Origin of the sequence: Pseudomonas sp. NPDC086251 (assembly GCF_044746405.1) — a bacterium.
In the GTDB taxonomy this organism is placed as follows: domain Bacteria; phylum Pseudomonadota; class Gammaproteobacteria; order Pseudomonadales; family Pseudomonadaceae; genus Aquipseudomonas.
On record NZ_JBIVBY010000050.1, the window covers coordinates 1 to 13,712 of the forward strand.

The window sequence follows — 13,712 nt, forward strand, 5'->3', positions numbered from 1 at the left end:
GACGTTTCCGGTAGCAACTGGACGCTCTTCGACGTATGTATGCAGTTCCAGAAGAGCTGGGGTAACTCCTTTCATTAGCAGGTTACGCTGAACGTCTTTCGCTATACGCTCGCCCAGTGCCATGTTGTACTCACGAGTACCACGTTCGTCGGTGTTGCCTTCCAGAACAACGCGAGCGCCGTTTGCTTTCAGGTCTTTGGCGTGAACGTCCAGAGCGCGCATGGCTTCTGGCTTCAGGTCCGAACTGTCGTATTCGAAGTAGAAAGTGGTGATTGCGCGCAGTGCAGCTTCTTCGCTCAGGGAGCCGTCAACTGCGCCAGTGTTTGCGCCGTAACCAGCGTTTGGATCTACAGCGCCTTCACCGGCATTGTCGCCGCCTTTGGACGAGCAACCTACAGCTACAGCCATGGCCAGAGCCAGCGCAGCAAATTTACCAAACTTCAGCATTTCCATCGTGAAACTCCTAATGAACCCCAGTGTGTTAAGTAAAACGTATAGCGCCGCGTCAGTTCAGGTAAGGGGACCAGGAAGGTTCTCTGACTTCGCCTTGTGCGGTAGGAAGCGGGAGCCTTACGCGTCCATTAATGGACACGAGCATCAAGACTCCCCGGCCCTGCTGGCGGGTGGCGTAGATTACCATGGTGCCGTTGGGCGCAACAGTAGGCGACTCGTCCAGAGTGCTATCAGTGAGGATCTTTACACTACCTCGCTGCAAATCCTGGGCTGCCACCTTGAAATTGGTGAAGCCGTCCTGGCGGTGAATCATCACCAGGGTCTTTTCGTCAGCCGACAATTTAGGGTTGGCGTTGTAGTTACCGATGAAGGTCACACGTTCCGCACCGCCACCACCGACGCTGGTTTTGTAGATTTGTGGCTTGCCGCCACGGTCGGAGGTGAAGTAGATGGTCGAGCCATCCTTACCCCAGAACGGTTCGGTGTTGATGCCGGGACCGTTGGTGACACGTGTGATCTGACGCGAACCCAGGTTCATCACATAGATGTCCGGGTTACCGTCTTTCGACAGTACGAATGCCAGGCGCTGACCATCCGGCGACCAGGCTGGTGCGCCATTCAGGCCTTCGAAGTTGGTGATCTGCTCACGGCGACCGGTGTCGATGTTCTGCATGAAAATGCGCGGGCGCTTCTGCTCGAACGACACATAAGCGATGCGCTTGCCATCCGGTGCGAAACGCGGCGACAGGATCGGCTCGCGCGATTGCAGCAGTGTCACGGCGCGGGCACCGTCATAGTCCGAACGTTGCAGCGTGTAGCGCGTGTTCTTCTCGGAGAAACGCTCGGCGGTCACGTACAACAGGCGAGTCGAGAACGCACCTTTAATACCGGTGAGTTTTTCGAACGACTGGTCGGCGATGTAGTGCGACATGTCGCGCAGTTGATCGACGCTGCCCGACACGCTGCCGGTCAGCACTTGCTGCTCGGTAGCGACGTTGAACAATGCGTACTGAACCTGCAGGCGACCGCCCGCCGGCGCAATGCTGCCGACCATGATGTACTGGGCGCCAACGGCCTTCCAGTCACGGAAAATGATTTCGCTGGCCTGACTCGGCTGGCTGATCATGTTCTGCTTTGGAATCGGCGCGTAGTAACCCGAGTTGCGCAGGTCGTTACCGATGATTTCGGCCATGTCGTCCGGCAGCACGGTGCCGCCCTGGAAACCAAATGGCACAACGGCAATTGGAGTTGCCTGGGAGCTACCACTGCTGACCAGGATATTTTTTTCATCTGCCGTGGCCAGGCCTGCAAAGCAGACCATGACTACAAGCAGTCCTCGAAGAAGGTTTCTCACAAGGCTAGATCCTCAGGTGTGAATGTCATCTTGAATGAACGATAGGGTGCGAAATCAGCTGGCTTCAGACCCTGCATTTCGGTCAAACGACCAATATTTTTTACTGCCGCTACCGCTGAACTGTCGAACGGCACATCACCACTGGAACGGGCAACCGAGACTCCGGAGATCGTTCCGTCAGGCAGCATGTTGATCTGCAGGATCACTTTCATGCCCTTACGGGCCGACGGTGGCTGCGCCCAACCTTCAGAAGCACGCGAGCGAATCAGATCATCGAAGTTACCCGCGACTTCGTCGCCCTGCTCATCCGCCAAGGCTTGTTGACGCTGCGGCGTGTCGGAAAGCAAATCTGCCAGGGCCTGAGCCTTTTTGTCTTCGACGGATTTACGTGCCGCTTCCTGCGACTTCTTCTTCGCAGCATCGGCAGCCGCTTTTTTCTTCGCGTCTTCGGCGACTTTCTTCTTCGCCTCTTCAGCTTCAGATTTCTTCTTGGCGTCTTCCGCGGCTTTCTTCTTCGCGTCTTCGACTATCTTTTTCTTCGCTTCTTCAGCGGCCGCTTTCTTGGCCTCTTCTTCCGCAGCTTTCTTGGCGTCTTCTTCCGCTTTCTTCTTGGCTATATCAGCCAATTGTTTCTCTTCGGCCTTTTTGGCTTCGGCGGTCTTCTTCGCTTCATCGGCTTTCTTGGCTTCATCAGCCTTTTTTGCCTCTTCCGCTTTCTTGGTCTCGTCGGCCTTCTTGGATTCTTCGGCTTTTTGAGCCGCGTCTTCCTTCTTTTGTTCCGCGGCTTTGATCGCTTCCTGTTCGATCTTCTTCTGTTCCATCTGTTCGACTTCGGTCTGACGCGCGGCAGATTTCTGCGCTTCGCCCGCAATCTTCTGATTGGTCTGGGTGGTCGCCCGACTTTTCGATTTCAGCTGGTACAAGGTCGCCTGGACAATCGGTTTGGCAGGCGGCAGCTCTGGCGTGAAGGCGAAACTGACGAACAGCATGCCGAACACCAGCACGTGCAAGACAATCGCCAGGACACTAGGCCAGAAATAGCTTTCCGAGGCGGACGGCTCTCGCATTTGCTGCATCAGGGTGCCTCGGTAATCAAGCCAACATTACCGACCCCGGCTTTCTGCAATCCGCCCATGGCGCCCATGACGGAACCGTAGTCGACGGTCTTGTCGCCGCGAATGAACACCTGGGTCCGCTTGCCGCCTTCGGTACCGGCGCGAATGATCTTGGTCACGGCGTCGGTCATCTGCGGCAAGGTCATGGCCTTGTCCTGCTGTTTTTCGGTGTCGACTTCGCTGCCAAGGTTCCAGTAGTAGGTCTTGTCAGCCTTGATCGAAATGGTCAGGACCTGGGTGTTGTTGTCCTGCGGCAAGGCTTCGCTGGAAACCTTGGGCAGATCAACTTTCACGCCCTGATTGAGCATCGGCGCGGTCACCATGAAGATGACCAGCAGTACCAGCATCACGTCGATGTAAGGCACCACGTTCATCTCGGCAACCGGCTTGCGCTTTTTGCGAGCTCGAGCGATTAAAGCCATTGGAAATTACCTGCTTATTCTTCGCTGGTGTGCACTTTGCGGTGCAGGATCGCCTGGAATTCATCGGCGAAGGTGTAGTAACGGCCCAGCAGGGTTTCGCTGCGAGCAGCAAAACGGTTGTAAGCAATAACGGCCGGGATGGCGGCGAACAGACCGATCGCGGTTGCAATCAGTGCTTCGGCAATACCAGGGGCCACGGTGGCCAGGGTCGCTTGCTGGGCAGTGGCCAAACCACGGAAGGAGTTCATGATGCCCCAGACCGTACCGAACAGACCGATGTACGGGCTGACGGAACCGACGGTGGCCAGGAATGGCAGGCTCTGCTCGAGCTTTTCTTCTTCGCGGGAAATGGCAACGCGCATGGCACGGGCCACGCCTTCCATGACCGCTTCCGGATCAACGCCAGGCTGCTGACGCAGACGGGAGAATTCCTTGAAGCCGGCACGGAAGATCTGCTCGACGCCCGAATCCGGGTCAGGATTGCTGCCGGCCTGACGGTAGAGTTTGGACAGGTCGATACCCGACCAGAAGCGCTCTTCAAAGCTCTCCAGGGCACGTCGACCGGCGCGCAGCAGGTTGCTGCGCTGAAAGATCATGATCCATGAGGTCACCGATGCGGCTACCAGGATCAGCATTACCAGTTGCACCACGATACTGGCATTGCTGACCAGGCTCCACATGGAGGAATGGTCGACGACGTTAGCTTCCACGCTTTATCTCCTGCTTTGAGTGTGTACCCGCGCCGCTCACGTCGGCAAAGGCCGCACGTAGAGCTTCGGGAATGGCCCGGGGTTTTAAACTGTCAGTGCGCACACAGGCCACCAAAAACTGCCCTTCGCAGAGCAGCGCATTATCCGTAGCCCGCCTGACCTGCTGTTTGAAGCGCAGGCTGACACGGTTCAATTCGATTACTTCAGCGCTTACCAGCAGTTCGTCATCCAGTCGCGCCGGCGCGTGGTAACGCGCTTCGCTGGAATGCACGACGAACAACAGGTCCTCCCCTGCCAGCTGGGATTGGGCAAAGCCCAGCTCCCGGAGCCGCTCGGTTCGAGCCCGTTCCATAAACTTGAGGTAATTAACGTAATACACGATGCCGCCCGCATCGGTGTCCTCGTAATAAACGCGACAACGAAGTGCGAAAGGCTCAAGCCCGTTTTGCGCGCGCATACTCTAGTGCTTACTCCTCAGGTTGCCAATCCGGCCAGGCAACTGTTTTTCAATGTTCTGCGGCTTTCTCGCGAAAGTACGGTCCTAGGACAGCACAATGCCCGAAAAATCAGCGCACAAAGGTTAATTAATCGTCCACGGCATCAAGGAACTCGTCTACCACGGGCATTTCGCCCAATCGTGACGGAATGTTTAACCCGAAATGCAGGTACGCATGCCGCGTGACCACTCGCCCCCGTGGCGTGCGCATGATGTAGCCCTGCTGGATCAGGTATGGCTCCAGCACGTCTTCGATGGTGTGACGCTCTTCGCTGATGGCAGCCGCCAGGCTGTCGACGCCGACCGGGCCACCGTCGAACTTCTCGATCATGGTCAACAAAAGACGTCGATCCTGATGATCGAAGCCACGTTCATCGACATCCAGCAGGTTCAAGGCCAGGTCGGCGATCGGTTTGGTGATGTGGCCCTTGGCGCGCACCTCGGCGAAATCGCGTACCCGTCGCAGCAGACGGTTGGCGATCCGTGGCGTACCACGGGCACGGCGGGCGATTTCGAAAGCGCCTTCCGGGTCCAGCGGCAAGCCGAGGATAGCCGCCGAACGGCTGACAATCGTTGCCAGGTCGGCGGTGTTGTAGAACTCCAGGCGCTGGACGATGCCGAAACGGTCGCGCAACGGGTTGGTCAGCATGCCGGCCCGCGTCGTTGCACCCACCAGGGTGAACGGCGGCAGATCGAGCTTGATCGAACGCGCCGCCGGCCCTTCACCGATCATGATGTCGAGCTGGAAATCCTCCATCGCCGGGTACAGCACTTCTTCGACGATCGGCGAAAGCCGATGGATCTCGTCGATGAACAGCACGTCGTGCGGCTCAAGGTTGGTCAGCAGCGCCGCCAGGTCGCCCGGACGTTCAAGCACCGGGCCCGAGGTGCTTTTGATCGACACCCCCATTTCCTGGGCGATGATGTTCGCCAGGGTGGTTTTACCCAGGCCCGGCGGGCCGAAAATCAGCGTGTGGTCCAGGGATTCATTGCGCCCGCGAGCGGCCTGGATGAACAACTCCATTTGCTCGCGAACGGTCGGCTGGCCAATGTATTCGGCCAGGCTGACGGGACGAATCGCCCGGTCCTGGACTTCCTCGCGGTCGCGCGGGCCCGGCGTGGCGGCAATCAGACGATCAGCTTCAATCACTTAGATCATTCCCTTCAGGGCACGACGAATCATGTCTTCACTGCTCAAACCTTTCTCCTTGATCGCGGAAATCGCCTTGCTGGCTTCCTGAGGCTTGTAGCCCAGGGAAATCAGCGCGCTGACCGCATCATTTTCGGCGGTGGCCACCGGGGCCGGGGCATCCGGACCTCCCGGCTGGTTGGGCACCAAGGCAAACATCGCCGGTACGGTTTCCCAGGCCTTGAAGCGATCCTTGAGTTCCACCAGCAAACGCTCGGCAGTCTTCTTGCCCACGCCCGGCACCTTGGTCAGCGCCGAGGTGTCCTGGGACTGCACGCAACGGACCAGCTCGTCGACTTCCAGGCTCGACATCAAGGCCAGGGCCAATTTCGGGCCTACACCATTGAGACGGATCAACTCGCGGAAAAAGTCTCGCTCACGCTTGCCGAAGAAGCCATAGAGTAACTGCGCGTCTTCGCGTACGACCAAATGGGTGTGCAAGGTCAGCGGTTCACCGACCGACGGCAAGCGATACAGCGTGGTCATGGGCACTTCCAGCTCATACCCCAGACCGTTTACATCCAGAATCAGGTGCGGCGGCTGTTTTTCAGCCAGGGTGCCGCGCAAGCGTCCAATCACGTTTCAGATCCTTGAGCGTTGGCCAGCGCTGGGGCTGGCGACTGAAAGAACAAGGGTTTTGCGCCGACTACACAGGCGCAAAACCCTCATTCCCTAAAAATGATTGCTGATGCTATCAGAGACGCAGGCGCCCGCCACGACTGCGTGCCGTGCCCAGGCCATGGGGCAACAGGCTGGAACGGGTGTGAGCATGGCAAATGGCAATGGCCAGGGCATCCGAGGCATCGATTTGTGGCTTGCTGGTCAGTTTCAGCATGTGCATGACCATCATCTGCACCTGCTCTTTATTGGCCGCACCGGTGCCGGTGACGGCCTGTTTGACCTGGGTCGCGGTGTACTCAGCGATTTCCAGGGCTTCTTCCGCGCCGGCGACGATGGCGGCGCCACGGGCCTGACCGAGTTTCAGCGCAGAGTCGGCGTTGCGCGCCATGAACACTTTTTCGATGCCCATGGTGACCGGGCCGTAGGTCTGGATGACTTCACGCACGCCGCGATAGACGATTTGCAGACGCTCGTGCAGCTCGCCGGAGCCTGTACGGATGCAGCCTGAAGCCACATAGATGCAGCCACGCCCGGTATCGCGTACCACGCCGTATCCGGTGATGCGCGAACCGGGGTCGATACCAAGAATTAAAGTCATAACGCCTGCGGGTTTATAGAGATGTAGGAGCGAGCTTGCTCGCGATGGTCGTTAACGACAACTTGGACAACCTGAATGAACGTGCCCGCTCTCAGGTTTATCGCGAGCAAGCTCGCTCCTACAAGGGCAAATCAACCGAGCTGTGCGGCGACTGATTCTGGAATGTCCGCGTTGGAATAGACGTTCTGCACGTCGTCCAGGTCTTCAAGCATGTCGATCAGCTTGAGCACCTTCTCGGCGCCTTCCAGATCCAGTTCGGCACTGGTGGTCGGCAGCATCACGATTTCCGCGTCATCGCCTTTGAAACCGGCCGCTTCCAGGGCGTTACGCACCGAGTAGAAACCAGCGAACGAAGTGAACACATCGATTGAACCGTCTTCGTGGGTCACCACGTCATCGGCATCGGCTTCCATCGCCGCTTCCATGAGCGCGTCTTCATCGACGCCCGGCGCGAAGGAAATCTGCCCCTTGCGTTCGAACAGGTAGGCCACCGAGCCGTCAGTCCCCAAGTTGCCGCCGCACTTGCTGAACGCGTGGCGAACAGCCGCTGCGGTGCGGTTGCGGTTGTCGGTCATGCACTCGACCATCACCGCCACGCCGCCCGGGCCGTAGCCTTCGTAGGTCAGCTCGACCATGTCGTCGGTATCGGCAGCGCCGGCACCGCGGGCCACCGCGCGATCGATAATGTCGCGGCTCATGTTCGCACCCAGGGCCTTGTCCAATGCCAGGCGCAGACGCGGGTTGGAGCCTGGATCAGCGCCACCCTGACGAGCCGCAACGGTCAGCTCACGAATCCACTTGGTGAAAATCTTGCCCTTCTTGGCATCCTGACGTTCTTTGCGGTGCTTGATGTTCGCCCACTTCGAATGACCCGCCATATCTCGCTCCGAATTCTCTTTGAAACATTGCCCGCCGCGCTTATTCGCGCCGGCCAGCAAGAAAAAAATCTCGACCTATAAAAAAGGCGCATCCCATAAGGATGCGCCTTCAGGGTCAGTCTTACTCAGCCTTTGGCGTTTCGCGCAGACGAATGTGCAATTCGCGCAATGCCTTGGCATCGACCGCGCCCGGAGCCTGAGTCATGACGTCAGCCGCGCTCTGGGTTTTCGGGAACGCGATCACTTCACGGATCGACTGGGCGCCGGTCATCAGCATGACCAGACGGTCCAGGCCGAAGGCCAGGCCACCGTGCGGCGGTGCGCCATATTTCAGGGCGTCGAGCAGGAAGCCGAATTTCTCTTCCTGTTCCGCTTCATTGATACCCAACAGGCGGAACACCGTCTGCTGCATTTCCTTGCGGTGGATACGGATCGAACCGCCACCCAGCTCGGTGCCGTTCAGGACCATGTCGTAAGCACGGGACAGAGCGGTCGCCGGGTTGGCTTCGAGTTCTTCCGGGGTGCACTTCGGCGCGGTGAACGGGTGGTGCAAGGCGGTGAAGCTGCCGTCGTCGTTTTCTTCGAACATCGGGAAGTCGACGACCCACATTGGCGCCCACTTGCAGGTCAGCAGGTCCAGGTCGTTGCCGACCTTGATCCGCAGCGCACCCAGGGCTTCGCTGACGATCTTGGCTTTGTCGGCACCGAAGAACACGATGTCGCCATCAACCGCGCCAACGCGATCAAGGATCACATTGAGGTTGGCTTCAGGGATGTTTTTGACGATAGGCGACTGCAGGCCTTCGACGCCCTTCGCGCGCTCGTTGACCTTGATGTACGCCAGGCCCTTGGCACCGTAGATGCCGACGAACTTGGTGTAGTCGTCGATCTGCTTGCGCGGCATGCTCGCCCCGCCAGGAACGCGCAAGGCAGCAATGCGGCATTTCGGGTCGTTGGCCGGGCCGCTGAACACTTTGAAGTCGACTTCTTTCAGTTGGTCGGCAACGTCGACCAGTTCCAGCGGGTTACGCAGGTCCGGCTTGTCGGAACCGTAACGACGCATGGCCTCTTCGTAGGTCATGTGCGGGAATTCACCGAACTCCAGATCCAGCACTTCCTTGAACAGGTTGCGGATCATGCCTTCGGTGATGCCGATGATGTCTTTTTCATCGAGGAAGCTGGTTTCGATGTCGATCTGAGTGAATTCAGGCTGACGGTCGGCACGCAGGTCTTCGTCGCGGAAGCACTTGGCGATCTGATAGTAACGATCGAAGCCGGCAACCATCAGCAGTTGCTTGAACAGCTGCGGCGATTGCGGCAAGGCGAAGAAGGAACCGGCGTGGGTACGGCTCGGCACCAGGTAGTCGCGAGCGCCTTCCGGGGTCGCACGGGTCAGGATCGGCGTCTCGACGTCGAGGAAGCCGTTCTCGTCCAGGTAACGACGGATGCTGGTGGTCATGCGCGAACGCAGACGCAGCTTCTCGAGCATTTCCGGGCGACGCAGGTCGAGGAAGCGATAGCGCAGGCGGGTTTCTTCGCCGACGTCGGAGAACTCGTTGAGCGGGAACGGCGGGGTTTCCGCTTCGTTCAGCACTTCCAGTTCGTAACCCAGCACTTCGATCATGCCCGACGCCATGTTGGCGTTGGTGGCTCCGGCCGGACGCAGGCGCACCTTGCCGGTGACCTTGACCACGTACTCGCTGCGCACGCGATCGGCGACGGCGAAGGTGTCAGCGCGGTCCGGGTCGAACACCACCTGGGCCAGACCATCACGATCACGGATATCGAGGAAAATCACCCCACCGTGGTCACGGCGACGGTGAACCCATCCGCAAAGGGTAATTTCCTGGCCTTCCAGGGCTTCGTTCAGTTGGCCGCAATAATGGCTGCGCATCATGGTCGTGGTTTCACTTCTCGTAATTCGAAATTCGGTTGGAGCACTTGCGCCCATCAGGTGCTGGATGAGGCAAGCGCTCACGCGTGTCGTTCAACAGGCTCTAGACCCTAGTCAGCTTTGTCGCCGCCGGCCAGGTTCTTCTTTGAACCGGTCTTGAAATCGGTTTCGTACCAGCCGGTGCCGCTCAGGCGGAAGCCCGGCATGGACAGCATCTTTTTAAGCTCTGGCGCCTGACAGGCAGGGCAGTCGACCAGCGGTGCTGCGCTGATCTTTTGAATGGCTTCCAACTGATGACCACAGGAAGCACATTGATAGTCGTACATCGGCATGGGGGTTGTCTCGGCGATCAGATTGCTACCGTAAACGCAGGGTTTTGCGGCAAAGAGCGGGATTATATCCATTAAATGCAGCCTGTGCAGCCGTAAGACTGCACAGACCGACACTCTGCCCTTTACACCGCCAACGGCTACGCCATGACGGTGCAACTCCCTTCCTTCAAGCTGTGCACCACGCAGACAACCCGCACCAGCCCGCTGAAGTTTTTCACTCCGCCGTGACGCAGATGCACCTCGCGGTCCACGTGGGACAACAGCGCACTGACCGAGCAGCAATTGACCTTGGCCATTTCGCCCAAAATATCCCAATACACCTGTTCCAGCCGCAAACAGGTGGCAAAGCCATTCAAGCGCACTGACCGGGAAAGAGGCTGGGCCAGCCCCATATCGAACTCGCTGACAAACGGGTCAATCCTTACATCCTTGAGTGGACCGCCCCTCCCCTCGCTTTTCCTGTTTTCATAAACCATACCGTTGACACTCCTTTGCCATCCCTGGTTTTTACAAAAGCCTGTTCTGGTTCTTATAAAAACGCAGGCGCAAAGTTATATCCAGATGACTTTTTGACCATCAACGTAGGATAAGCCAACAACGCAGGGCGGATCGTGGAGCGCGTCCTACTCCGGCCGTTTTCCTACACGGCCAGGCGCAAGGTCATTCAACAGAAAAAGCGAAATAGGACAGCGCGCGAACGACTGATAGAAGTCGCCCGCGCACTGGCAGGGTTACTGATCCAGCAGTGAGCGCAGCATCCAAGCGGTTTTCTCGTGAACCTGCATGCGCTGGGTCAGCAAGTCGGCGGTGGGTTCGTCGCTGACTTTGTCGAGCAAGGGGAAGATCCCGCGTGCCGTACGCGTCACGGCTTCCTGACCTTCGACCAGTTGTTTGATCATGTCTTCGGCGCTGGGCACACCCGCTTCTTCCTTGATCGAGGAAAGGCGCGCATAAATAGAATAGGCACCGGGAGCCGGAAACCCGAGGGCACGAATGCGCTCGGCAATCGAATCGACGGCCAGGGCCAACTCGTTATATTGCTCCTCGAACATTAGGTGCAAGGTCCGAAACATGGGCCCGGTGACGTTCCAATGGAAGTTATGGGTTTTCAAATAAAGTACATAAGTGTCCGACAGCAGACGCGAAAGCCCATCGACAATGGACTTGCGATCTTCTTCACTGATACCGATATCGATTGCCATGCTTTTCCCCTAAAGGTGATGAAAATTCATCCAACAGGTGCAGGACCACTCTAGCAAGCCTGCCGCCACGCTGCAGCCCTGGATGACCCGGCGAGCTGCGACAAATCGCCCCCGGTGCACCGCTGGACTCCTTGATTTGAGTAGCCTGCGGCTTTGCTGTTAAATAGGCAGTGTGTCGCTGGCACCTATTTTTCCGGGTGCTGCGCATAGGCTGATATCGAGGTACGTGCCCAACGCCTCTTATTGTTCTGAAGCGAACCGTGCCTCGTCAGCTCTTCCTTGTGATCCGTCTTAACGTGAGTTAATCAAAATGTTGAAAATCGTCCACCTGCTAATGGGCGCAGCAGCTTTGCTGCTGTCCTTCATCCCTAGCCTGCGATCCGAAGCTGTTCCTTACCTGCAACAACCCGATGCGCTGTACCTGGCCTTTTTCGGCCTGCTCAACCTCACCCTCGCTCCAGTTATCCCTTACTGGAACAAAGGCCCGCGTCATCAATTGCAGAACCTGGTCAGTGCCCTGCTGGTCCTGACTGTCCTCCTGCAAACCTTGACGCTGCTCGCGCCGATGCCTGTCATCGCCGGTCAACCTGCCGTTCTGTTCAGCCTGGTCGCTGCCCTGATCGCCGTTCTTCTGCACCTGGCCATCAGCTTCTACAAATCTTCACCGGCCGCCGCCTCGCCAAGCTACGACATGAGCAACCGCGATACCGGTACCGTCAAGTGGTTCAACACCTCCAAAGGCTTCGGCTTTATTTCCCGTGACTCCGGCGATGATATTTTCGTGCATTTCCGGGCTATTCGCGGCGAAGGTCACCGCGTCCTGGTCGAAGGCCAGCGCGTGGAGTTCTCCGTCATGAATCGCGACAAGGGCCTGCAAGCCGAAGACGTCATCGCCGCACTGCCGCGACGCTGATTCAAGGCTAAAAAAAACCGCGAACAGCCTGGCTGTTCGCGGTTTTTTATTGCGCGGCTTTTAATGCCGGGTAATGGCCGTAATGCTGTTCACGGTCAATGTAGGAGCGAGCTTGCTCGCGATGGAGCCACAGGCACCGCGTTTTATCCTGTTGAAACGCGTCATCGTTAACGACCATCGCGAGCAAGCTCGCTCCTACAGGTCGAGCGTTATGACTTAATAATGAGGCGGCGGCGCTTCTTCTTCGAACGTCTCGAACTGCCCGGCCATTTCCTCTTGCCGCTTGAGCAATGCCGCCATTTGCAGTTGCAGACGCTCAACCGCACGCTGCTGGGTCGCCAGCACATCACTCAATGCCTGGATGGTGTCATCCTGAAACGCCAACTGGCTCTCCAGGTCGGTAACGCGTTCTTCCAGGCCCATGACTCAACCCTCCAGGAACGTGAAATCTTCGGCCAATACCAACCGCAGCCGCTCGCGAATCGCCGCGACCTGCTCCGCACTGTACGGGGTGGCCGGTTGTTTGCCCCAGATTGGCGCTGGCCAGGCAGCATCCTCATGCTTGCGCACAATCACATGCACGTGCAGCTGTTTGACGACGTTACCCAAGGCGGCGACGTTCATCTTATCCGCGTCGAACGCGTCCTTGAGCCGTTGCGCCAGCAAGGTCGACTCCTGCCACAGCTGCTGTTGATCTGCGACACCCAACTGAAATATCTCACTGATATCCTCGCGGCGTGGCACCAGGATGAACCACGGGTAGTTCGAATCGTTGGACAACAGCAACCGGCAGAGAGGGAAGTCCCCGATCGGTAGCGAGTCTTGTTGAAGTCGTGGATCTAAAGTAAACACTGCGCGCACTCCCGCCTGGTCATCAGTTTTCAGCTTAGCGCCCATATCCAGAGAAAGCGCACCAAGCGACAGGACGGCAGCATACCTGCGATCGTGGCGTGCTTCACGACCAACCCCTGTCGAAACGGCAGGAAAATCTGCGAACGATCAGCCCCACGCCCCGACATGAGACATTTTTCGCCGGCGCGCACCATTACAGAACCAATCACCTTACAAAGCGCGCCGAAATGACTGATTAACAAGGATGTGTTCAAATCTGCCAGGTGGCCCCACTGTATGAATTCAGTACAGCGATTAAGATTTTTTGCACCAAAACCGCACAGTGCGTCTACGCTGAGTCGTTCGGGTATCCGCCATTTACTCACTGGAGGGGTGAACCGGTAACGTTTTTGGTTGTCACCCTGCCGACCAGGCGGTTGCAACACGATGCAAACCATGGCGTCAAGCCCGAACAAAAGGTGCATGAAACCCCCGGTTTTATGAGGTTTTTACAGCAGCAGGCAGGCCATCAGAAAAAAACAGCAGCAGATTTCTGATTTGTGCACGCTTGTTGCATTCACACCCACATCGCCTGTGATGCGTCCGCTGGAAGTGGACGCTTCAAGGCCAATAAAAACAGTGGCAGGGTTGCCCGATGGAGATTCAAACGTTTCACCAGGGACTCTTTTTACCGACGCTCAAGC

At 57.7% G+C, this 13,712-nt stretch carries 18 protein-coding genes; 1 reads left to right on the forward strand and 17 read right to left on the reverse strand.

Annotation, left to right across the window (positions count from 1 at the left end):
* The 14 genes from ACIPL2_RS32800 to ACIPL2_RS32865 form a co-directional block, all read right to left on the reverse strand.
* On the reverse strand, positions 1-453 hold a 453-nt coding region (locus ACIPL2_RS32800), incomplete at its 3' end, for an OmpA family protein (RefSeq protein WP_401364327.1).
* Between the two features lie 52 nt (positions 454-505).
* Positions 506-1,774, reverse strand: a complete 1,269-nt coding sequence (gene tolB, locus ACIPL2_RS32805) for a Tol-Pal system beta propeller repeat protein TolB (protein ID WP_401364330.1) — start codon at positions 1,772-1,774, stop codon at positions 506-508.
* A 29-nt stretch (positions 1,775-1,803) separates the two neighbouring features.
* Positions 1,804-2,883: a cell envelope integrity protein TolA gene (tolA, locus tag ACIPL2_RS32810; RefSeq protein WP_401364333.1), complete on the reverse strand. Its 1,080-nt coding sequence runs from the start codon at positions 2,881-2,883 to the stop codon at positions 1,804-1,806.
* Positions 2,883-3,335 carry a protein TolR gene (tolR, locus tag ACIPL2_RS32815; RefSeq protein WP_161807482.1) on the reverse strand — a complete coding sequence of 151 codons (453 nt, stop codon included), beginning with the start codon at positions 3,333-3,335 and terminating at the stop codon, positions 2,883-2,885. The genes tolA and tolR overlap by 1 nt, the downstream gene beginning before the upstream one ends.
* A gap of 23 nt (positions 3,336-3,358) precedes the next feature.
* On the reverse strand, positions 3,359-4,054 hold the full coding sequence (gene tolQ / locus ACIPL2_RS32820; protein ID WP_008147369.1) for a protein TolQ: 696 nt from the start codon (positions 4,052-4,054) through the stop codon (positions 3,359-3,361).
* A complete protein-coding gene (ybgC, locus tag ACIPL2_RS32825; RefSeq protein ID WP_059406067.1) occupies positions 4,044-4,511 on the reverse strand; it encodes a tol-pal system-associated acyl-CoA thioesterase in 468 nt (155 codons plus the stop codon). Before ybgC ends, tolQ begins: the two co-directional genes overlap by 11 nt.
* Positions 4,512-4,638: 127 nt before the next feature.
* Positions 4,639-5,700: a Holliday junction branch migration DNA helicase RuvB gene (ruvB, locus tag ACIPL2_RS32830; protein ID WP_059406066.1), complete on the reverse strand. Its 1,062-nt coding sequence runs from the start codon at positions 5,698-5,700 to the stop codon at positions 4,639-4,641.
* Positions 5,701-6,318 (reverse strand): Holliday junction branch migration protein RuvA, encoded by a 618-nt coding sequence (gene ruvA / locus ACIPL2_RS32835; protein ID WP_007897033.1) that lies wholly within the window; start codon positions 6,316-6,318, stop codon positions 5,701-5,703. It lies immediately after the preceding gene.
* A 115-nt stretch (positions 6,319-6,433) separates the two neighbouring features.
* Positions 6,434-6,958, reverse strand: coding sequence for a crossover junction endodeoxyribonuclease RuvC (ruvC, locus tag ACIPL2_RS32840; RefSeq protein WP_401364337.1), 525 nt, complete (start codon positions 6,956-6,958; stop codon positions 6,434-6,436).
* A 131-nt stretch (positions 6,959-7,089) separates the two neighbouring features.
* A complete protein-coding gene (locus ACIPL2_RS32845) occupies positions 7,090-7,836 on the reverse strand; it encodes a YebC/PmpR family DNA-binding transcriptional regulator (protein WP_253550918.1) in 747 nt (248 codons plus the stop codon).
* 121 nt (positions 7,837-7,957) lie between these two features.
* Positions 7,958-9,733, reverse strand: a complete 1,776-nt coding sequence (gene aspS, locus ACIPL2_RS32850) for an aspartate--tRNA ligase (protein WP_401364341.1) — start codon at positions 9,731-9,733, stop codon at positions 7,958-7,960.
* 107 nt (positions 9,734-9,840) lie between these two features.
* Positions 9,841-10,062 carry an FmdB family zinc ribbon protein gene (locus ACIPL2_RS32855; protein WP_010457489.1) on the reverse strand — a complete coding sequence of 74 codons (222 nt, stop codon included), beginning with the start codon at positions 10,060-10,062 and terminating at the stop codon, positions 9,841-9,843.
* Between the two features lie 137 nt (positions 10,063-10,199).
* Positions 10,200-10,538, reverse strand: coding sequence for a ribbon-helix-helix domain-containing protein (locus ACIPL2_RS32860; protein ID WP_401364344.1), 339 nt, complete (start codon positions 10,536-10,538; stop codon positions 10,200-10,202).
* Positions 10,539-10,793: 255 nt separating this feature from the next.
* The gene (locus ACIPL2_RS32865; RefSeq protein WP_214378237.1) at positions 10,794-11,264 is read right to left on the reverse strand and encodes a Dps family protein; all 471 of its coding nucleotides are present in this window, start codon (positions 11,262-11,264) and stop codon (positions 10,794-10,796) included.
* Between the two features lie 310 nt (positions 11,265-11,574).
* On the opposite strand from ACIPL2_RS32865, the gene ACIPL2_RS32870 reads away from it, so the two are divergent.
* Entirely contained in the window at positions 11,575-12,177 is a 603-nt protein-coding gene (locus ACIPL2_RS32870; RefSeq protein WP_401364348.1) for a cold shock domain-containing protein membrane protein, read from the forward strand.
* A gap of 216 nt (positions 12,178-12,393) precedes the next feature.
* Here ACIPL2_RS32870 and ACIPL2_RS32875 read toward each other — a convergent pair whose 3' ends face one another.
* From ACIPL2_RS32875 to ACIPL2_RS32885, 3 genes are read right to left on the reverse strand one after another with little or no spacing between them, the layout of a single operon-like run.
* Positions 12,394-12,600 carry a SlyX family protein gene (locus ACIPL2_RS32875; RefSeq protein WP_401364351.1) on the reverse strand — a complete coding sequence of 69 codons (207 nt, stop codon included), beginning with the start codon at positions 12,598-12,600 and terminating at the stop codon, positions 12,394-12,396.
* A gap of 3 nt (positions 12,601-12,603) precedes the next feature.
* Positions 12,604-13,029 carry an HIT domain-containing protein gene (locus ACIPL2_RS32880; RefSeq protein WP_401364353.1) on the reverse strand — a complete coding sequence of 142 codons (426 nt, stop codon included), beginning with the start codon at positions 13,027-13,029 and terminating at the stop codon, positions 12,604-12,606.
* A gap of 29 nt (positions 13,030-13,058) precedes the next feature.
* The gene (locus ACIPL2_RS32885) at positions 13,059-13,493 is read right to left on the reverse strand and encodes a hypothetical protein (protein ID WP_401364356.1); all 435 of its coding nucleotides are present in this window, start codon (positions 13,491-13,493) and stop codon (positions 13,059-13,061) included.
* Positions 13,494-13,712: the final 219 nt, after the last annotated feature.

Bases quoted from the DNA above. Each gene is read 5' to 3' on its own strand.
- ACIPL2_RS32860 (WP_401364344.1), bottom strand. From the start codon at position 10,538: ATGGTTTATGAAAACAGGAAAAGCGAGGGGAGGGGCGGTCCACTCAAG.
- tolA (WP_401364333.1), bottom strand. From the start codon at position 2,883: ATGCAGCAAATGCGAGAGCCGTCCGCCTCGGAAAGCTATTTCTGGCCT.
- ACIPL2_RS32875 (WP_401364351.1), bottom strand. From the start codon at position 12,600: ATGGGCCTGGAAGAACGCGTTACCGACCTGGAGAGCCAGTTGGCGTTT.
- ruvC (WP_401364337.1), bottom strand. From the start codon at position 6,958: ATGACTTTAATTCTTGGTATCGACCCCGGTTCGCGCATCACCGGATAC.
- ACIPL2_RS32855 (WP_010457489.1), bottom strand. From the start codon at position 10,062: ATGCCGATGTACGACTATCAATGTGCTTCCTGTGGTCATCAGTTGGAA.
- ybgC (WP_059406067.1), bottom strand. From the start codon at position 4,511: ATGCGCGCGCAAAACGGGCTTGAGCCTTTCGCACTTCGTTGTCGCGTT.
- ACIPL2_RS32885 (WP_401364356.1), bottom strand. From the start codon at position 13,493: ATGCACCTTTTGTTCGGGCTTGACGCCATGGTTTGCATCGTGTTGCAA.
- ACIPL2_RS32870 (WP_401364348.1), top strand. From the start codon at position 11,575: ATGTTGAAAATCGTCCACCTGCTAATGGGCGCAGCAGCTTTGCTGCTG.
- ACIPL2_RS32865 (WP_214378237.1), bottom strand. From the start codon at position 11,264: ATGGCAATCGATATCGGTATCAGTGAAGAAGATCGCAAGTCCATTGTC.
- tolB (WP_401364330.1), bottom strand. From the start codon at position 1,774: ATGGTCTGCTTTGCAGGCCTGGCCACGGCAGATGAAAAAAATATCCTG.
- ACIPL2_RS32845 (WP_253550918.1), bottom strand. From the start codon at position 7,836: ATGGCGGGTCATTCGAAGTGGGCGAACATCAAGCACCGCAAAGAACGT.
- aspS (WP_401364341.1), bottom strand. From the start codon at position 9,733: ATGATGCGCAGCCATTATTGCGGCCAACTGAACGAAGCCCTGGAAGGC.